Annotated in this window: 27 protein-coding genes (1 of these 27 only partly in view); 2 read left to right on the forward strand and 25 right to left on the reverse strand. The window is 48.9% G+C overall.

The genetic code is table 11. The features are described from left to right. Nucleotides 1-38: the 5' portion of a stage II sporulation protein M gene (locus P0X86_RS29465; protein WP_009589220.1), read on the reverse strand. 571 nt of this gene lie to the left of the window's left edge; the window shows 38 of its 609 coding nt (coding positions 1-38); it begins with the start codon at nt 36-38; its stop codon lies beyond the left edge, outside the window. Between the two features lie 95 nt (nt 39-133). On the opposite strand from P0X86_RS29465, the gene pdaB reads away from it, so the two are divergent. Beyond that, nucleotides 134-937 carry a polysaccharide deacetylase family sporulation protein PdaB gene (pdaB, locus tag P0X86_RS29470; RefSeq protein ID WP_277747133.1) on the forward strand — a complete coding sequence of 268 codons (804 nt, stop codon included), beginning with the start codon at nt 134-136 and terminating at the stop codon, nt 935-937. 53 nt (nt 938-990) lie between these two features. On the opposite strand, the gene P0X86_RS29475 is transcribed toward pdaB, so the two are convergent. Then, nucleotides 991-1584, reverse strand: coding sequence for a KinB-signaling pathway activation protein (locus P0X86_RS29475; RefSeq protein WP_096777166.1), 594 nt, complete (start codon nt 1582-1584; stop codon nt 991-993). 193 nt (nt 1585-1777) lie between these two features. Between P0X86_RS29475 and gerD the strand changes: the two genes are divergently transcribed. Next, nucleotides 1778-2494 carry a spore germination lipoprotein GerD gene (gerD, locus tag P0X86_RS29480; RefSeq protein WP_213580997.1) on the forward strand — a complete coding sequence of 239 codons (717 nt, stop codon included), beginning with the start codon at nt 1778-1780 and terminating at the stop codon, nt 2492-2494. Between the two features lie 70 nt (nt 2495-2564). Here the strand turns inward: gerD and P0X86_RS29485 are convergent, their stop codons facing one another. The 23 genes from P0X86_RS29485 to rplR form a co-directional block, all read right to left on the reverse strand. Continuing rightward, a complete protein-coding gene (locus tag P0X86_RS29485) occupies nt 2565-3659 on the reverse strand; it encodes an Mrp/NBP35 family ATP-binding protein (RefSeq protein WP_015737614.1) in 1095 nt (364 codons plus the stop codon). A 63-nt stretch (nt 3660-3722) separates the two neighbouring features. Then, nucleotides 3723-4496 (reverse strand): N-acetylmuramoyl-L-alanine amidase CwlD, encoded by a 774-nt coding sequence (cwlD, locus tag P0X86_RS29490; protein ID WP_009589216.1) that lies wholly within the window; start codon nt 4494-4496, stop codon nt 3723-3725. 70 nt (nt 4497-4566) lie between these two features. Next, the gene (gene sat, locus P0X86_RS29495; RefSeq protein ID WP_015737616.1) at nt 4567-5736 is read right to left on the reverse strand and encodes a sulfate adenylyltransferase; all 1170 of its coding nucleotides are present in this window, start codon (nt 5734-5736) and stop codon (nt 4567-4569) included. A 56-nt stretch (nt 5737-5792) separates the two neighbouring features. Beyond that, nucleotides 5793-6485 carry a phosphoadenylyl-sulfate reductase gene (locus tag P0X86_RS29500; RefSeq protein ID WP_277747134.1) on the reverse strand — a complete coding sequence of 231 codons (693 nt, stop codon included), beginning with the start codon at nt 6483-6485 and terminating at the stop codon, nt 5793-5795. Between the two features lie 196 nt (nt 6486-6681). Further along, nucleotides 6682-8328, reverse strand: a complete 1647-nt coding sequence (locus P0X86_RS29505; protein WP_096777169.1) for a DHA2 family efflux MFS transporter permease subunit — start codon at nt 8326-8328, stop codon at nt 6682-6684. Between the two features lie 9 nt (nt 8329-8337). Further along, nucleotides 8338-8787 (reverse strand): MarR family winged helix-turn-helix transcriptional regulator, encoded by a 450-nt coding sequence (locus tag P0X86_RS29510; RefSeq protein ID WP_096777170.1) that lies wholly within the window; start codon nt 8785-8787, stop codon nt 8338-8340. 429 nt (nt 8788-9216) lie between these two features. Next, nucleotides 9217-9609, reverse strand: coding sequence for a 30S ribosomal protein S9 (gene rpsI, locus P0X86_RS29515; protein ID WP_006212891.1), 393 nt, complete (start codon nt 9607-9609; stop codon nt 9217-9219). A 20-nt stretch (nt 9610-9629) separates the two neighbouring features. Next, the gene (rplM, locus tag P0X86_RS29520) at nt 9630-10067 is read right to left on the reverse strand and encodes a 50S ribosomal protein L13 (protein ID WP_009589234.1); all 438 of its coding nucleotides are present in this window, start codon (nt 10065-10067) and stop codon (nt 9630-9632) included. A gap of 301 nt (nt 10068-10368) precedes the next feature. After that, the gene (gene truA / locus P0X86_RS29525) at nt 10369-11160 is read right to left on the reverse strand and encodes a tRNA pseudouridine(38-40) synthase TruA (protein ID WP_192570481.1); all 792 of its coding nucleotides are present in this window, start codon (nt 11158-11160) and stop codon (nt 10369-10371) included. Nucleotides 11161-11486: 326 nt separating this feature from the next. Then, the gene (gene rplQ, locus P0X86_RS29530) at nt 11487-11852 is read right to left on the reverse strand and encodes a 50S ribosomal protein L17 (RefSeq protein ID WP_009589203.1); all 366 of its coding nucleotides are present in this window, start codon (nt 11850-11852) and stop codon (nt 11487-11489) included. Between the two features lie 37 nt (nt 11853-11889). After that, the gene (locus P0X86_RS29535; protein ID WP_006212895.1) at nt 11890-12834 is read right to left on the reverse strand and encodes a DNA-directed RNA polymerase subunit alpha; all 945 of its coding nucleotides are present in this window, start codon (nt 12832-12834) and stop codon (nt 11890-11892) included. Between the two features lie 134 nt (nt 12835-12968). Continuing rightward, nucleotides 12969-13364 carry a 30S ribosomal protein S11 gene (gene rpsK / locus P0X86_RS29540; RefSeq protein WP_009589209.1) on the reverse strand — a complete coding sequence of 132 codons (396 nt, stop codon included), beginning with the start codon at nt 13362-13364 and terminating at the stop codon, nt 12969-12971. Nucleotides 13365-13383: 19 nt separating this feature from the next. Further along, complete coding sequence (rpsM, locus tag P0X86_RS29545) at nt 13384-13752, reverse strand: 30S ribosomal protein S13 (protein WP_006212897.1); 369 nt, start codon at nt 13750-13752, stop codon at nt 13384-13386. A gap of 20 nt (nt 13753-13772) precedes the next feature. Further along, a complete protein-coding gene (gene rpmJ / locus P0X86_RS29550) occupies nt 13773-13886 on the reverse strand; it encodes a 50S ribosomal protein L36 (protein WP_003333770.1) in 114 nt (37 codons plus the stop codon). 131 nt (nt 13887-14017) lie between these two features. Next, nucleotides 14018-14233, reverse strand: coding sequence for a translation initiation factor IF-1 (gene infA, locus P0X86_RS29555; protein ID WP_006212898.1), 216 nt, complete (start codon nt 14231-14233; stop codon nt 14018-14020). A gap of 2 nt (nt 14234-14235) precedes the next feature. Next, nucleotides 14236-14547, reverse strand: coding sequence for a KOW domain-containing RNA-binding protein (locus P0X86_RS29560; RefSeq protein WP_015737620.1), 312 nt, complete (start codon nt 14545-14547; stop codon nt 14236-14238). Between the two features lie 4 nt (nt 14548-14551). Continuing rightward, nucleotides 14552-15304, reverse strand: a complete 753-nt coding sequence (gene map / locus P0X86_RS29565) for a type I methionyl aminopeptidase (protein WP_277747135.1) — start codon at nt 15302-15304, stop codon at nt 14552-14554. A 5-nt stretch (nt 15305-15309) separates the two neighbouring features. Beyond that, nucleotides 15310-15954, reverse strand: coding sequence for an adenylate kinase (locus tag P0X86_RS29570; protein ID WP_009589204.1), 645 nt, complete (start codon nt 15952-15954; stop codon nt 15310-15312). 89 nt (nt 15955-16043) lie between these two features. Next, entirely contained in the window at nt 16044-17342 is a 1299-nt protein-coding gene (gene secY, locus P0X86_RS29575; protein WP_277747136.1) for a preprotein translocase subunit SecY, read from the reverse strand. Continuing rightward, a complete protein-coding gene (rplO, locus tag P0X86_RS29580) occupies nt 17342-17782 on the reverse strand; it encodes a 50S ribosomal protein L15 (protein WP_006212903.1) in 441 nt (146 codons plus the stop codon). The genes secY and rplO overlap by 1 nt, the downstream gene beginning before the upstream one ends. A gap of 46 nt (nt 17783-17828) precedes the next feature. Beyond that, the gene (rpmD, locus tag P0X86_RS29585) at nt 17829-18014 is read right to left on the reverse strand and encodes a 50S ribosomal protein L30 (protein WP_006212904.1); all 186 of its coding nucleotides are present in this window, start codon (nt 18012-18014) and stop codon (nt 17829-17831) included. Nucleotides 18015-18026: 12 nt separating this feature from the next. Continuing rightward, nucleotides 18027-18524 (reverse strand): 30S ribosomal protein S5, encoded by a 498-nt coding sequence (rpsE, locus tag P0X86_RS29590; RefSeq protein ID WP_009589212.1) that lies wholly within the window; start codon nt 18522-18524, stop codon nt 18027-18029. A gap of 26 nt (nt 18525-18550) precedes the next feature. Then, the gene (gene rplR / locus P0X86_RS29595) at nt 18551-18919 is read right to left on the reverse strand and encodes a 50S ribosomal protein L18 (protein WP_009589217.1); all 369 of its coding nucleotides are present in this window, start codon (nt 18917-18919) and stop codon (nt 18551-18553) included. Between the last annotated feature and the right edge of the window lie 82 nt (nt 18920-19001).

Genomic DNA, 19001 nt, shown 5'->3' on the forward strand with positions numbered 1-19001 from the left:
GATCTTAAATCTCTAAGAAAAATGCTAAAACGTAACATTCGAGAACCTCCTAAATTGGTATAACTCGCAAGTACGAGCATATGTTGAAAGTAAACAAGCTATTGCACACTGAAGGGAGAGGGGCGCACGTATTATGAATTCTTTTTATGTATTCAACGGCAGAAAGATTAAGCGGTTTTTCTTCGTTCTTGCCGCGGCGATCTTTGGAATCGGCGTTATTTATGTGGAGAGTGACAACATCTCGGTCTTCTCCGAGGACAACCCGTCAGCGATTTACAGCGTGTCTACGGACAAGAAACAGATTGCGTTGACCTTTGACATCAGCTGGGGCGAAAAACGCGCAGAGCCCATTTTACAGGCCTTAAAGGACAATGGAGTTCAAAAGGCAACCTTCTTCCTGTCTGCGCCATGGAGCAAAACGCATCCCGATATCGTGAATGCCATCAAGGAAAGCGGATATGAAATCGGGAGCCACGGCTTCAAGCACGATAATTACAGCACGCTCACCGACGAGGAAATACGCAAGCAGATTTCTTCGGCACACACTATTTTAACCGCAATGACCGGACAAGAACCCAAATTGATACGGATGCCGAACGGGGATTTTGACAAAAGAGTCCTCAGCATCGCCCAAAGCCTGAACTACACGGTGATCCAGTGGGATACCGACTCCAGGGATTGGAAGAACATCGGCGTCGAGAAAATCGTCGATCGCGTCGTCTCCAAAGCCCATCCGGGAGATATCGTGCTGATGCACGCCAGCGATTCGGTGAAGCAAACCCATGAAGCGCTGCCTCTCATCATCAAGGAACTTCGCAATCAAGGCTACGAGTTCGTCACGGTCACCGATCTGCTTCAACAGGGCAGCACCCAAGGCACCGAGGTCCGCGATCACGCTTCATTGCAGAAGAGCATCGAAGACGCAGGCGGGCTATGACTCATGAAGACCCTTAACATTAAATAATGCTTAACAAAAAAAGAGCTAAGGCGTTAGCTCTTTTTTTCGTCTTGTGTAACTTTATGAAGCGTCAGAATCTGGTATGCATTACAGATCAGCAACGGTACAACCATAAAAATCGTGGCGTTGCTCACTCCGATTTGCAGCACGCCGATAATCTCTACGATGGAAATGGCCATCATGAAGAACAGCGTCGGGATCCATGCGTTGGCATTTGTGCTCTTTACTTTGAGGTAAGCAACGACAATGGCAATGACCAGTATGGAGATACCCAGAATCAAATCCTGCTGCAGGCTGGTGGATCCGCCGACAAACGTACGGAAGAACATCAGCTCCAGCAATGCCAGTACAGCCAACACGATCTGAATGTATTGCCAAGTCTTTCTTCGGAATATGCCAATCCCCATATAATTTAACGTCAGGTATGCAAAAAAGCCCATCTGGGAGTATACGCTCACCAGCGCCCCAGAGCCTAACAAAATCAGCGGGTATATCAATAAATCGGCCATTCCCGTGAACTCGATAGCGCCATTAAACAACTGCAGGACCAGACCTACGATCAATGCCGCCACTGCCCCGACGAGCAGCGTTTTCAAAAACAATTTGGACCACTTACGTAAGCTCAACTAACTTCCACCCCCACAGATCATTATTTTACCAACGTTCACAATAAAAAACCATTCTGAATCCGACATATTTCTGCAAATCCATCGCATACTATGCGAAGACCCGTAAGAAAAATGACATTCAACTTACTTTCACGAAAAGACAGACCGCACGCAGAAGGATTTTTCTTGCGAAAAAAGGAGGACAACGGTAATGAAGTGGCCGTTATTTCGTTTATGTATTATCGTCTTCGTTGCTGCCATGGTGCTTACCGCTTGTGGCGTAGAACAAAGCTCGTCCCCGCAGCTTGGCTATAAAGAAATCAAGTCTATGGTGGTCGACATTCTGAAAACCGACGAAGGCAAAAAAGCGGTGGAAGAAGCGATGGGGGGCGGAGCCGGCGGTTCCTCAGGCAGCGGAGGCTCAATGGGAATGCGGATGATGTCCGCCCAATCTGGCGATCAAATTCGGATGGCTGTTAAGGATACGCTGGTGTCGGATGAATATAAGAAGGAAATTGAGAAGATCATGACCGATCCGCAATTCGCCGGCGATTTTGCCAAAGCCATTAATTCCGAGAGCAAGCGGCTGCATATGCAGCTGATCAAGGACCCTACGTATCAAAAGGCTATTCAGGATATGTTAAAATCACCGGATGTGATGAAATCGTTTCTTGAATTGACCAATACGCCGGACTATCGCAAACAGTCCATGACCGTGATGCAGGAAGCTATGCAAAATCCGCTGTTCCGCATGGAGGTTCTGGAACTGCTCAAAACGGTCGTGAAAGATGAACTTCAGCCTAAAGTGGAAAAGAAAAAACAAGGCGAGGGACAAGGCCAAGAAGAGCAAGGCGGTGGCGGCGGTGAAGGTAGCAGTGAAAGCGGCGGCGGGGAAGAAGGCGGCGGTGATGGCGGCGGCGGCGGTTAAAGCATCCATTCCGAAAAATAGAACAAGCTCCCTGCAGAGGGAGCTTGTTTCGTCATATTATGAGTTGGTCTTAAACGGATCCTTCAAGCTTAGCCGCGATTCGTGAGGCGATCTCTTCGTAAATCGCTGCGCTCTCGGTCCCCGGTTTATAAACCGATGGCGAGAAATCCGGCTCCGAAGGGTGATTATCCGGGGCCCCCAACGGAAGCTGCGCGAGAAGCTCCGTATGAAGCGTCTCGGCAAGCTTGCCTCCGCCTCCACGACCGAACACATAATCCTTCTCACCGCCATGGGAGCAGACATAATAGGACATGTTCTCGACGACGCCTAGAATTTCATGATCGGTCTGCAAGGCCATCGCACCCGCTCTGGCGGCAACAAACGCCGCCGTAGCATGCGGGGTGGTTACGATGATCTCTTTGCTCTGCGGAATCATCTGATGCACGTCCAGCGCCACGTCACCGGTTCCTGGCGGCAGATCAAGCAGCATGTAGTCCAAATCCCCCCAAGCGACATCGGTGAAAAATTGACGCAGCATTTTGCCAAGCATCGGTCCGCGCCAAATCACCGGACTGTTCTCACGGATGAAGAAGCCCATCGACATGACCTTGACGCCAAAGCGCTCAACCGGGTGAATGACGCCGTCTTCGGTTACGGAGGGCCCTTCCTCAATACCCATCATGTCCGGCACGCTGAATCCGTAAATATCCGCGTCGATCAGACCGACCCTCTTCCCTTGTCGGGCCAAAGCTGCGGCTAAATTCACCGTAACGGTGGATTTGCCGACGCCGCCTTTGCCGCTTGCGATCGCAATGAAATGAACGCCGGATTGTTCGCTTAGAAGCGTATTCTGCTCCATGCCGGCAGCATGCCCTTTTGTCAGCTTGTCGCGATCGTTGGCTTCCTCGCGGTTCGCTTGGTTTGAGGCATTGTCCAGGGGACGCATGCGGATATGAATATCCTCTGCCCCCATCGCCTCCAGAATTTCTCTGATCTGCGCTTCCAGGGAAGCGCGTACATCTTCGCTGCTGTACGTCACGGATAGTCGAACCGTGCGTTCCTTGACTACAATATCTCGAATACGCTGGAGCTCCATCAGGCTCTTCCCGGTTTCGGGATCACGTAAAGGCTGGAGTATCTCCTGTACCGTTTCTCTAGTCAGCATATAAGCACCTCTGCTCTATGTAATGGAATAGACAATGTTTCGTTATTCGTGTCTATTATACCATTACTCTGCAGCTTGTGACGACTCGCTGATGGACTCTCCGGAGGTATACCGCAAAATGCCGTTATACACGGAAGCTGCGACCTTCCTCTGGTATTTCTCGTCCCGAAGCAATTCGGATTCCTGCGGGTGGGACAAGAAACCGACCTCGACCAGGGCGGATGGCATGCGCAGGGCTTGGAGCAAATATATCTTGTCGTCCGTTTTGGCCAGACGCTGCGTATTCTCCAGGTTATGCCTAATTTCAGCTTGGATCAATTCGGCAAGTTTCTTGCTGTCCTCGTTATTCGGCGGGAAAAAGGTCTGCGCGCCTCTCCACCGATTGGACGGAATGCTGTTCAGATGCATGCTGATAAACAGGTCGGCCTTGCTGTCCTCGATCATCCGCACGCGTTGTTTGAGGTCTTCCGTTTTCCGCTTGGAATATCCCTTGGTGCTTTCCGCCGCCAGGTCGTAGTCTCCTTCTCTTGTCATAATGACAAGCGCGCCTGCTTGCTGCAAGTAATCACGTAGATACAAGGTGATGGCCAGGTTTACATCCTTCTCTATGACGCCTTGGCGGCTTACTGCTCCCCCGTCTGGCCCGCCATGGCCTGCATCAAGGGCAATGACTTTGCCGGCAAGCGGCAGGCTCCAGGTATTGGACGTTTTGGCAGAGGGGATTTCGTACGTCACTACGATAATGAGCAGTGCCAGTAGTACGGCACCAATCAGGGTTTGTTTGATTCTCTTCAACGATATCCATACCGTAACCTTGTCCGTTCTCCGCCTGGACATAACAAAACCACCTCGTCCCATGAGTTGTTCTACTCCATCATATGGGACAAGGTGGTTATTTATGCCTTCGTTATACCGTGATCTGCTCTTTCATGCCTTCGATCAGTACTTGCGCAACTTCCGGGCGCGTAAATTCCGGCGGCGGGCACTGCCCCTCGCGAAGCAAGCCGCGAACCTTCGTTCCCGACAAGGTCAGATGGTCCTCCTTAGGATGCGGGCATGTTTTGCTCGAGGCCATGTTTCCGCACGTTGTGCAGAAGAAGCTGTGCTCGAAGAACAGCGGGGTAATGCCTAACTCTTCCGCAGTGAAATTCTTGAAAATTTCCTGTGCCTCGTAAGTGCCGTAGTAATCGCCGACTCCGGCGTGATCCCGGCCCACGATAAAATGAGTGCATCCATAATTTTTACGAACCATGGCATGGAATATGGCTTCCCTTGGGCCTGCATAACGCATGGCAGCCGGAAATACGCCCAGGAAGGTACGATCCGCGGGGTAATAGTTCTCTAGCAAGGTGAGGTAGCTCTTCATCCGCACGTTGGCAGGAACGTCATCCGATTTGGTCTCTCCCACGAGCGGATTGAGGAATAGCGCATCTACGATTTCCATTGCGCTTTTCTGAATGTACTCATGTGCACGGTGGACCGGATTTCGGGTCTGAAAGCCGACAACCGTATTCCAGCCCTTGGCTTTAAAATGTGCGCGTGTTTCTGCCGGATCAAAATAAAACTCGCCAAAACGTTCCGGCTGTGGACGATTCAATACTTGAATCGGACCTCCAACATACGTCGCAGGTCGTTCCAAAAGCTTTTTCACGCCTGGATGTTCCGGATCATCGGTCTTGAATACTTGTACAGCCTCGACTTGCTGATCGACCTGGTAGACGCTCTCGACATCGATGACGCCATAAACGACGCCGTCTTCTTCTCCTACAAGCGCCGCCTTCTCGCCGACTACGAGCTTCGCCGCCGTGTCTTCATCTACGGCCAGCGTGACCGGTATGCTCCACACCGTTCCGTCAGATAAACGCATATTGGAAACGACCGATTTGTAGTCCTGCTCGTTCAGAAATCCCTGCAATGGCGAAAATGCTCCGACCCCGATTAGATCCAAGTCCGAAATGCTCCAGGCGTTTACAGGGATCTTATGAAAGGTGTCAACCTGCTTCAACAAAGCTTCACGTTCTTCTCCTTGGGCTACCCGCTGTACCAGCGTACCGCCATGAGGGAGTATGGCTGTCATGAATAATTCCTCCTTCTTATGCTGCAACTGTGATAAGGCAAGTGGTTCTTATCTGTTTATTTATGAAGCCCGCACTCCGTCTTCTCATGCCCGGACCAGCGTCCTGCACGTGGATCTTCTCCCGGCATGACCTGCCGCGTGCAGTATTCGCAGCCAATGCTCGGATAATTCTGATCATGCAGCGGGTTGTAGATGATCTCGTTCGTGCGGATGTAATTCCACACATCCTCACTCGTCCAGCCCGCGATCGGATTGAACTTCACCAAACCGAACTTGGTATCATATTCAATCTTCTTCGAGTTCGCCCGGGTAGGGGCTTGATCTCTTCGTATGCCTGTGATCCAAGCCTCGTATTGAGACAGAATCCGGGTCAACGGCTCTACCTTGCGGATGTTGCAGCATTCGTTCGGGCTGACGCTCCATAATGCTTCGCCATGCTGAGCCGCTTGCTCTTCCGGCGTGATGAGCGGAGATACGCGCACAAATTCCAGCCCATAACGTTCTGCCATACGATCCCGCGTTTCATATGTCTCCTTGAAATGAAAGTCGGTATCCAGATAAAAAATATCCGTCGACGGACTGATCTTCTGAATCATATCGACCAATACCACATCTTCTGCTCCAAAGCTGCAAGCAAACGTTATGTTAGGAAACGTCTTGATAGCATATTCGATGACTTCCTCAGCCGATGCGTGCTCAAGCTCTTCAGCTTGCACTCTGATCAGATCTTCTTTCTCCAGCAAATTCATGATTGGATGCCTCCCCCATTTTTCATTAATCCCGATAATCCTACTGAAATAATATGAATTAAATACAGTATAAAACATTCCTAATAAATGTCAACCATCAAATCGTTACCATAAAAAACGAAAAAACCCTTCCTGCGCAAGCAGGAAGGGGCTTCTCTCTATTCTATTTTCCAAACATTATGACAAGTCTTGGACCTTACTCCGATGCTACGGATACCTCTTTGGCTCTCATGCCTGCACCGGCACTTTTTCCTTCCGAATCCTCGGACTTGGGAGCCGATGCCTGATTCGTTGTCCGCAGCGGAATTTCCTTCAAGAAGAATACGAGCAGCAATGCGACCACAAGCACCAGCATCCCGGTAAGGAATACCATGGATAGCGTATTTCCGAGCGCATCGCGAATGCTGTCTATCATCTGCAGGAATAATGGCTGCACATCTGCAGGAAGGCTTGCTTGCGTCTGTTCGATCAACGGCTTATTCATCAGCGTCTGCGGATTCGCGAACGATAGCATCTGCTGGGCCATCTGCGGATCCAAGGAGCTGAAGTCAGGCGCGCTCTCCGACTGAAGTGCATCCTTCAAATTCTTCGTCAGGTTATTCGACATAACCGTACCCATAACCGCGATACCGATCGTACCGCCAAGATTACGGAACAATTGGGAAGAAGCCGTCGCTACGCCAAGCTCTTTGTGCGATACCGCATTTTGCGTGGCCAGCGAGAATACCGGCATGCCCAAACCAAGACCGACACCGAAAATGATGGTACTGACCACGGTCAGCCACAGGTTATCCATGAATACCATGATACCCATGCCCACAATCATGATCGGTACGCCAAGCAGCGCGTAACGTTTGTACTTGCCGCTCTTCGCGATCAGCTGGCCCACGACGGCGCTCATTCCCATCATGAAGACCGACATCGGAATCGTTACATACCCGGCATAGGTAGGCGAAATGCCGAGTACGCCCTGCACGTAGAACGAGATGTAAATCATCGCGCCCATCAAACCGAAGTTCATAATGAATCCAATCAGATTGGAAACCGTAACGACGCTGTTCTTAAACAAACTCAGCGGCAAAACCGGTTCCTTGGCCTTTGTCTCAACAAATATAAAGATGATGGCCGATACGACCGAAGCCGCTATGAGACCGATAATCTCCGGCGATCCCCAAGGATATTCCGTACCTGCCCAAGAAAAGGCAAGCAGCAACGGAACGATGGCCGTTGTCAGGAATAAGGAGCCCAAATAATCGATGGATTGACCCGGTTTGCGTTCGACCTTAGGGAACAATGTCATGATCATGATAAAGGCAACGACGCCCAGCGGCAGGAAGATCCAGAATAACCAGCGCCATTCAATGTTATCGACCAGGTAACCGCCAAGCGTAGGACCCAGGACACTGGAAAAACCGAATACCGCCGTCATCAGGCCCATCCATTTACCACGTTCCCGCGGCGGGAATAAGTCCCCGACCGACATAAATGCCGTTGACTGGATAATGCCGGCACCGATACCTTGAATACCGCGATAAATGATAAACTGATACACGTCTGTTGAAGTACCCGTCAGGAAAGCCCCTAACATGAAAAACAATATACCTATCATTATAAACGGCTTACGTCCGAACATGTCGGACAGCTTGCCAACCAGTATGGTAGCGATCGTTGATGTTAACAAATAAATGTTGATGGTCCATGTATAATAATCCATGCCATCGAGAATGGCGATAATCCGCGGCATCGCGGTGCTTGTTATCGTCTGGTTAATGGCTGCGAAGAACATCGCAGCCATGATCGCGATCATAATCGAAACTTTACGTTTAAGCGTTAAATGCTCCATGCTCCACCTCTACCCGTTGTGATTGTTTTTATCTATGTTTGACAGCATCAAGGAGAAGATTCTTCTTAAATGCTGAATGTCTTCCTCTGAGAGGAAGTCAAAAAATCCCTGGATCATTTCTTTTTGATCCTTCTTCACTTTCTTAATGATCTCAAGCCCCGGTTCCAAGAGCGTGATGTTGACAACTCTGCGGTCATCCTCGGCGCGTTCTTTCTGCAGATATCCTTCTGCAACCAATTTATCCGTCAGTCCGGTTATAGCCGGCGGCGTCAAAGACAAAACTTCAGCAAGCTCCGAGACCTTTAGAGGTCCTCTCATCTTTAATACATACAGCACCTGAAATTGAGGGAAACTTAAATTGTATTTCCCGGCGCTCGACTTGTTCCATTCTTGAGAAATGTTCTTCAGCAGCGCCCGGAACATCGACGACACCTTAAAAATCTCTTCATTGCGATCCAACCATATCACCCCTTACTGCTCCAAGAAATTACTTATCTAATTAATGATTAAATATTAATTATTTAAGTGCTTAATTAATTTGCAATTAATAATATATCTCTATTTACATATGAAGTCAAGTGGTTAACGATGTCAGATGATCATGCTCGGAAGCCAGCTTCATTCTTTCTATCCTCAACCTGTGCACATGATGTGAACAACATGCCCCAAAACACGCGAACGTATCCCTAATGTGCTCACCATGATGTGCATATCTTTGTGGACAACCTGACTACAATTGTCTTGTCCACTTTTCCAACACAGTAGACAGACTTCGTGCAGAGGACGGTGTGTTGCCATAACCGGGAGACCTATGCTTCGAGAATTATGCTTTCAGACACCACAAAAAAGCCCTTGACCGTAATGGCCAAGGGCTTGGTAAATCGAATATTAACGTTTGGAGAACTGAGGCGCGCGACGAGCTGCTTTAAGACCGTATTTCTTACGTTCTTTCATACGAGGGTCGCGAGTCAGGAATCCAGCTCTTTTCAGAGAAGGACGGAATTCAGGATCTGCTTTCAGAAGAGCACGGGAGATACCGTGACGGATTGCTCCAGCTTGACCGGAGATGCCGCCACCGTGAGCGATGACAAGCACGTCATATTTGCCCAGTGTTTCTGTCAGATTCAAAGGTTGTTTAACGATCAGTTTGAGTGTTTCCAAACCGAAATATTCATTGATATCACGTTTATTGATGACAATGCGTCCTTCACCCGGTACGAGGCGTACACGTGCTACCGAGTGTTTACGACGACCTGTCCCATAGTATTGTACTTGTGCCATGAAACTGTCCTCCTTTTTAATTAACCGCGAAGTTCGTAAACTTCTGGTTTTTGTGCTTCATGTGGATGTGCCGTGCCTGCGTATGCTTTCAGTCTCAGCTTCATTTTCTCGCCCATGCGAGTTTTAGGAAGCATGCCGTGAACCGCGCTTTCGATTACACGCTCTGGGAATTTAGCAATCAGGTCTTGAGCTGAAGTTACTTTCAATCCACCTGGATGCAGGGAGTGACGATAGTATTTCTTGTTCTCCATCTTTTTGCCAGTGAGGTGGATTTTCTCGGCGTTGATAACAACCACGAAATCCCCTGTGTCAACATGTGGAGTGAATTGAGGCTTATGTTTGCCGCGGATCAGAGCCGCAACTTCACTTGCCAAACGGCCAAGCGTTTTGCCTTCGGCATCAACGATGTACCATTTGCGCTCAACTTCATTTGGCTTCGCCATATAGGTGGTACGCATGTATAGTTCCTCCTTGTATTCGTCCGAAAATCATCATTAATTTTCATCATTTATCTTCGTTCATGTGTAAAGCATTTTCATGGTGTTGCTGTCTTGCTATTGGCATTCTCTTAACCGGGGCTGTGGGAGAGCCGTTAAGAAAACACAACTTATATAATACAGGATTACGCCCACTTCCGCAAGTGTTTTTTGCTTTTCTAGCTTACACCCTGCGGTTTGATTCAAACAAGCCGCCAAACGCATCCCGAACGCTTTCCGGTTCTTTGGGGAACAGCCGTCTGCGTGGCACGTATCGCGTCAGTCATTGCAGCTTCTCTTGGCCGGCGATATCGTAATCCACTTCCCATAACATCAAGCCCTTGCCCATCGCTGTGGGACCGGCTGCCGCCCGATTTTGGGCTTCCAATATGACCTTCATATCATCCGGATGGCGCTTGCCTTCCCCTACCTCAATCAACGTTCCCATAATGATCCGGACCATGTGCTGCAGAAACCCGTTCCCGGATATGAACGTATGAATGATTCCTTGATCTCTGGTGCCTGGACGGCACATGGATGTATCCTTCTCGATCCAAGCATCAAAAATCGTACGGACATGGGACGGCTTCGTCGACTTTCGTGACGCAAACGTTGTAAAGTCATGCGTTCCGATCAGATGAGAAAGTCCCTGCTCCATCGCTGCGATATCCAGTTTTCCATGATGATGGATCTGGTACCGCCGGTTGAATAGATCCGGATATTGATTCGCATTGATGGTAAAACGATAGGTTTTGCGTTTCGCTGCATGGCGGGAATGGAATTCCATCGGTACCTCCATTGCATCCGAAACCACGATATCTTCCGGCAGCCAAGTGTTTAATGCCATGCACCAACGCTCCACGGGAATGGGGGAAGCCGTGTAAAAATTAAATACCTGGGCGCGGGCATGCACCCCGGCATCTGTCCGGCCGGAAGCCGTAATCTTGAGCTGCTCTCCGGACAAGCGGCGAATGGCTTCCTCCAAATAGTCCTGAATCGTGTGGCCACCGGGCTGGGTCTGAAAGCCGTTATAATCGGTACCGTCGTAACTGACCTTCATCAGAAGATTACGCATTGCTTGCCTCCTGCGTGCTTTCATCGAATGATTCCGCAACGAAACTTGCGATTTAGAACCTCATCAGCTTCGCTGATAACTCATGAGTTCCATATCTATCAAAAAAAGAGCCCCATAGGAGCTCCTTTTCATCATGTTAAGCCGAACCCTTCGAGTCAGCCACATGACTAGAAGGTCCCCGTTATCGTAGCCCATGGAGTAGTCGAGACGAGTCGAACCAAATGATCGACTATATCTCGCACCACTTCCCGTTCATGGCCCCTAGAATAAACATCTGATGAGCCGGGCATACATAACTTCAGTCACTTCAATGGAACAAAACGAAATTACGCGCGATCTACCAGTTCCAAATAAACCATTGGAGCTGCGTCACCACGACGAGGACCCAGTTTCAGGATACGCGTGTATCCGCCTGGACGCTCTACGTAGCGAGGAGCGATTTCGGAGAACAATTTTTGGATTGCATCTTGTTCACCGTCAACCGTTTCACGACGCACGAATGCAGCTACTTGACGACGAGCGTGCAGATCACCTTTTTTTGCTTTTGTGATCAGTCTCTCAGCGATCGAACGAACTTCTTTCGCTTTGGCTTCAGTCGTTTGAATACGCTCATATAAGAAAAGGTCGGTTACCAGGTCACGGAACAACGCTTTACGCGCACTGGAATCGCGGCCCAACTTTTGGTATGCCATGTGTTTTTCCCTCCTTTGCTAAGCTAAGCCGAATCTGTTATTCTTCCGTACGAAGTCCCAGGCCCAACTCTTCGAGCTTCTCTTGAACTTCCTCCAAGGATTTGCGTCCGAGGTTCCGGACTTTCATCATATCCTCTTCGGTTTTCGTAGTCAGCTCTTGTACCGTATTAATGCCGGCACGTTTCAAGCAGTTGTAGGAACGAACGGAAAGATCCAGCTCTTCGATCGTCATTTCAAGCACTTTTTCTTTCTTGTCTTCTTCTTTCTCGACCATGATCTCCGCATCCTTCGCTTCGTCGGTCAGACCCACGAAGAGGAACAGATGCTCAGTCAAGATTTTCGCGCCGAGACTAACGGCTTCTTCTGGGCGGATGCTGCCATCCGTCCAAATTTCAAGCGTCAGTTTGTCGTAGTTGGTTACTTGGCCAACACGCGTATTTTCCACGCCGTAGTTAACACGGCTAATCGGAGTGTAGATCGAATCGACGGGAATGACGCCGATAGGCTGGTCATCGCGTTTGTTCCGATCCGCCTGGACATAGCCACGACCGCGACTGGCAAAAATACGCATATGAAGTCTTGCACCAGGGCCCAGCGTCGCAATATGAAGATCCGGATTCAGAATCTCCACATCACTATCCGCACGGATGTCACCAGCAGTAACAACCCCTTCACCCTCCGCATCAATCTCGAACACTTTCTCTTCATCGGAATGAATTTTCAGAGACAAAGCTTTCAGGTTCAGGATGACCTCGGTCACGTCTTCCATGACACCCGGAATCGTGGAGAATTCATGAAGCACGCCATCGATTTGAATCGATGTGACGGCTGCACCCGGGAGTGAGGATAACAAGATGCGGCGAAGCGAGTTCCCCAGCGTCGTGCCATATCCTCTCTCTAGAGGCTCAACAACGAATTTCCCATAGGTTCCTTCTTCATTGACATCAACGGTCTCAATTTTCGGCTTTTCGATTTCAATCACGCAAGTACCCCTCCTTCAAACGTCGCTCCTATATGAAACTGTCATCTTATCCAGTAATCCATGTAGTAGTATGCCTAAACAACCATTATTAGCAGATTGCAACGGATTTATACCACATTAACAGGATGACTTCATTATACGCGACGACGTTTTGGTGGGCGGCATCCGTTATGTGGAATTGGTGTTACGTCTTTGATCAGGTTCACTTCGAGACCTGCTGCTTGCAGGGAACGAATTGCTGCTTCACGACCAGCACCAGGACCTTTAACCATGACTTCCACCGCTTTCATACCGTGTTCCATAGCCGCTTTGGCAGCTGTTTCAGCAGCCATTTGCGCAGCGAACGGGGTCGACTTACGGGAACCTTTAAATCCAAGGCCGCCGGAGCTTGCCCAAGAAATCGCGTTTCCGTGAGGATCCGTAATCGTTACGATTGTATTGTTGAACGTGGAGCGGATATGAGCCACGCCACTTTCAATATTTTTGCGGTCACGACGTTTAGTACGTACGACTTTTTTTGGTTTAGCCATTGTCTATTATCCCCCTTTCTTATTTCTTCTTGTTCGCTACGGTACGACGAGGACCTTTACGTGTACGAGCATTCGTTTTAGTACGTTGACCACGAACAGGCAATCCACGACGGTGACGAATACCGCGGTAGCAACCGATCTCCGTGAGACGTTTAATATTTAAGGAAATTTCACGACGCAGGTCACCTTCTACCTTAACCATACCATCGATCGTTTCGCGCAATTTGCTGACTTCATCTTCTGTCAAATCACGGACACGAGTGTCTGCATTGATTCCAGTTTCTTTCAATACTTTCTGGGAAGTCGTTTTACCGATTCCGAAAATGTAAGTCAAGGCGATCTCAACGCGTTTGTCACGTGGCAAATCCACACCAGCTATACGAGCCATTTTACGCTACACCCCCTTCTTTAACCTTGTTTTTGTTTGTGTTTCGGATTTTCACAGATAACCATTACGTTCCCTTTGCGGCGAATGACTTTGCATTTTTCGCAAATAGGCTTTACAGAAGGTCTTACCTTCATGCTAATTACCTCCTCCAAGTTTTACGTTGTAAAACCAGCTTCGAAACTAAAGTAGTTTGTTACCGCTGCTGAGTTTTACGTCAGTAAAACCGCTTCGCAGCTTTCCTTGATTCCCCGGGGGAACCTTGAATCTATTTACGGTACGTGATACGACCTTTGGTTAAATCGTACGGCGAGAGTTGAACAACCACTTTGTCTCCTGTAAGGATACGGATAAAGTGCATCCGCAGCTTTCCGGAAACATGAGCGAGAATCTGGTGACCATTCTCCAGCTCGACTTTAAAGGTAGCATTCGGCAACGGCTCGATGACCGTTCCTTCGACTTCAATGACATCTTCTTTAGCCACAGTTAGTCTCCTTTCTGATCTGCCTTGGATTTATCGGATACAAATTGGCCAAGTGCGAAACGCAGTTTACCGTTTGTAACCCGACCGCTTTCTTGCAAACTGTTTACCACTTCACTGCTAATGTAGGATTGAGGTTCAAGATGAAGAACATTCTTCTTCTTGGCCCCGTCAAACTTGCGTTTGTCCCCATCCGCGATCCACACGAACCTGCTGTCCTCAATCGAAACGATAACGGCATACTGTCCGGCATCTCTGCCCTTCAGTATCTTAACAATCTGACCGGGTTGAAGCGTGATTTCATGATTCAATGTCATCACCCTATTCCGGCAGCTTCGTCAAAATTTCCATGCCATCCGGCGTGACTGCTACCGTATGCTCGAAGTGAGCACATAGTGAGCCGTCAACCGTAACAACCGTCCAGTTGTCTTCCAGCGTCTTGACATGCCGTTTCCCGGCATTGACCATCGGCTCAATCGCGAGCACCATGCCCGGTTTGAGTCTTGGTCCGCGGTCAGGAATGCCATAGTTCGGAATTTGCGGATCCTCATGCAGATCGGTACCCACGCCATGACCAACGTACTCCCGGACGACAGAGAAACCTGCATCCTCGATATGACGCTGAATGGCATGAGAGATTGTAAACAAGCGGACATCGGGTTTGACTAGCGCAATTCCAGCATAGAGCGATCCTTCCGTAACGTCCAGCAAACGCTGGGCCTCTTCGGAAATTTCTCCTACAGCGTAGGTCCATGCCGAGTCACCATGGTAACCCTGGTATTGCGCGCCGATATCAAACGTAACGATATCGCCCTCGATCAATTTGCGTTTGCCTGGAAATCCATGCACCAATTCTTCGTTGACTGATGCGCAAATGCTGGAAGGAAATCCGTTGTAGCCTTTAAAAGATGGCACAGCGCCTTGGCTTCGAATGAACTTGTCGGCCATCAGGTCCAGTTCCCCGGTCGTAATGCCCGGTTCAACATGAGCGGCAAGGAGTTTGTGGCATTCCGCCACGATCCTTCCTGCTTCTCTCATCAAGCTCAGTTCCGTTTCGGATTTACAAATGATCATTATACTTAACCTCTCAGTATAGACGCAATTTGTGATGAAACCGCGTCGATTTCCTGATCACCATCGATTTGACGCAAAAGACCTTTGTTCTCATAAAACGTGAGGAGTGGTGCTGTTTTGTTGATATATTCGTCTAAACGAATGCCGACGCTCTCTTCGTTATCATCGGAGCGCTGGTACAATTCGCCGCCGCATTTATCACAAATGCCTTCCTGTTTAGGAGGATTAAAGATCACATGATAAGTCGAACCGCAGTTTTTGCAAATCCGGCGGCCGGTTAGGCGGGCCAGAAGCTTCTCCCGATCCACTTTCAGGTTGATGACGTGATCGAGACCAGTATTCAAGCGGGCGAGAATGTCATCCAGCGCTTCCGCTTGCGAAAGGGTTCTTGGAAAGCCGTCCAATAAAAAACCTTTTTCGCAATCGGACTGTTGCAGACGCTCTTCCACAATACCAATCGTTACGTCATCCGGTACCAGCAGACCCTGATCCATGAATTCCTTCGCTTTAATCCCGATGGGAGTTCCTTGTTTGATCGCGAGACGAAATGCATCGCCCGTTGAAATATGAGGAATACCGAATTCATTCACGATGTTTTCTGCTTGCGTTCCTTTTCCTGCCCCAGGAGGACCCATGAATAAGATGTTCACCTTACGTCACTCCCTCCCCTAGATTGACTAGCAAGAACAACACAATAGGCGCCGGGAAGCGATACAGACCACTCGCCGGAACCTATCGCCTATTTATTGATAAAACCTTTGTAATGACGTTTGATCAGTTGGCTTTCGATCTGCTTCATCGTATCCAGTGCAACACCGACCACGATCAAGATGGACGTACCACCAATCTGAACCGTACGAGGAAGACCTGCAAGTGATCCGAAGAACACCGGAAGTACGGAGATCACGGCCAGGAACAGAGCCCCTGTCATGGTCAGACGGGTCATAACCCGGGTCAGATACTTCTCGGTAGCTTTACCAGGACGAATGCCCGGCACATAGCCGCCGTTCTTCTTCATATTATCAGCCATTTGGTTCGGATTCATCTGCACGAAGGTGTAGAAGAACGTGAAACCAATGATCATGAGTACATACAGTACCATTCCAAGCGGGCTGTCATAAGCCAGGTTCGCCGTAACCCATTTCGCCCAATTCTGGTGTCCCCAGAAGCTGGCCAGGATAACCGGAAACTGCAGCAGTGACATCGCAAAGATGACCGGAATAACGCCTGCTCCGTTAATCTTGAGCGGAATGTGTGTGTTCTGTCCACCGTACATTTTGTTTCCTACAACACGCTTCGCGTATTGAACCGGAATTTTACGGATACCTTGCTGAATGAATACAACACCGGTAATGATCAGAACCAAAATCAAGAGGATGATGACACCCTTCAGAATGTTCATGAAGACCTGACCATCCTGAATGAAGTTCGATTCAATCGTTGTCCGAATGTGCATCGGAATACCAGCAGCGATACCTGCAAAGATAATGATCGAAATACCGTTACCGATTCCGCGTTCCGTAATCTGTTCGCCGAGCCACATCAAGAATGATGTACCTGCAGTAAGAACGATCGCGATCACGACGAAATCGATAAACGTTGCTCCAGGAACCATATCCATGCCATATATACGGTTAAACCCGATGGACATTGCGAATGCCTGGATCAAACCCAATATTACCGTACCATAACGAGTAATTTGAGCCAACTGCTTCTTCCCGTGTTCCCCTTGTTTGTTCCATTCCGCGAACTTTGGAATGACGTCCATCGACAGCAATTGCACGATAATGGACGAAGTAATATATGGAAATATCGAAAGGGCGAAGATCGAAAACTGCGATAACGCGCCCCCCGAGAACGTGTTAAGAAGACCGAACAACTCATTGCCTGCCTGATTCGTCTGGGTAAAGACATCCTTGTTAACACCGGGAACCGGTACAAAGGATCCGATACGGAAGATGATCAGAACGAATAAGGTGAACAAAATACGCTTGCGAAGGTCCTCGACACGCCATATATTTTTCAGGGTCTTAAACATTAGATCACCTCGGTTTTACCGCCGGCAGCCTCGATCTTCTCTACCGCAGATTGAGAAAACTTATTAGCTTTTACAGTCAAAGAAACGGTAACTTCACCGTTGCCAAGAATTTTGATTCCGCTCTTTGTATTGTTAACAATACCGCTCTCAACCAAAACTTCTGGAGTCACTTCAGTACCTGCTGCAAAGCTGTTAAGTTCTTCGATGTTCACAATCGCGTACTCTTTCCGAGTTGGGTTTACGAAACCGCGCTTCGGAAGACGACGATACAATGGGTTCTGTCCACCTTCGAAGCCTGGACGTACACCACCGCCGGAACGAGAGTTTTGTCCTTTGTGACCGCGACCCGACGTTTTACCCGTACCGCTACTAGTACCGCGTCCAACGCGCTTGCGCTCTTTGCGGGATCCAGGTGCTGGGCTCAGCTCATGTAACTTCATCGTTCGTTGCACCTCCTTAATATGTCCGGGGATAAACTGCCCGGGATTAACCTTCGATTTCTTTAACAGAAACCAGGTGATTTACTTTCTTGATCATTCCGCGAATTGCAGCATTGTCGCTTTGAACCACGGAATGGTTGATTTTGCGAAGTCCGAGTGTTTTCACGGTTGCACGCTGATCCTCTGGACGACCAATCACGCTGCGTACGAGGGTGATTTCAAGTTTAGCCATGAGATTCCCTCCTTAACCCAACAGCTCTTCGACGGATTTGCCGCGAAGCTTGGCAACATCTTCAACACGCTTCAGGCGGGACAAGCCTTCCAAAGTCGCATTGACCATGTTCATGGAGTTCGAAGAACCTAGAGATTTTGTCAAAATGTCGCCTACGCCAGCCAGCTCGAGTACTGCACGAACCGGTCCGCCAGCGATAACCCCAGTACCTTCAGATGCCGGCTTCAACAATACGCGGCCTGCTCCGAAGTGTCCTGTTACGAGGTGAGGAATAGTGGTTCCAACAAGTGGAATGTGAATCAGGTTTTTCTTAGCATCTTCAATACCTTTGCGGATTGCATCCGGTACTTCGCCTGCTTTACCGATACCTGCTCCTACCCAACCTTTGCCATCACCGACAACTACCAGTGCGCTAAAGCTAAAGCGACGTCCGCCTTTTACAACTTTAGCAACGCGGTTAATGTTTACTACTCTTTCAGTCAGTTCTAAAGTGTTAGGATCTACACGCAAGTCGTTTACCTCCTTTTGAAAATATCTTAGAATTCAAGGCCTGCCTCGCGAGCTGCCTCTGCAAGTGCTTGAATACGTCCATGGTACAAATATCCACCACGATCGAATACGATCGATTTATAACCTTTGTCTGCTGCACGTTTTGCAACGAGTTCGCCGACTTTACGAGCGGATTCAACGCTTCCGCCGTTCTTGATGTCGTTAACCAGTTCTTTGTCCAGCGTAGAAGCTGATGCCAAAGTCACGCCAGCCACGTCGTCGATCAATTGAGCATAGATGTGTTTCGAAGAACGGAACACGTTCAGACGTGGACGTTCTGCAGTGCCTTGGATTTTCTTACGGACACGCAGGTGTCTTTTCAGACGAGCTTTGTTCTTGTCTTGTTTCGTGATCATGCTTCCATTTCCTCCCTTCAGTTTTGCCTTAAGAGCTTCACTTTTAGACGCATCGGGTAAGTATGGGAGAAGAGGCAAGTTA

Source organism: Paenibacillus sp. BR1-192 (assembly GCF_029542445.1).
Classification (GTDB): Bacteria; Bacillota; Bacilli; order Paenibacillales; family Paenibacillaceae; genus Paenibacillus_AQ; species Paenibacillus_AQ lautus_A.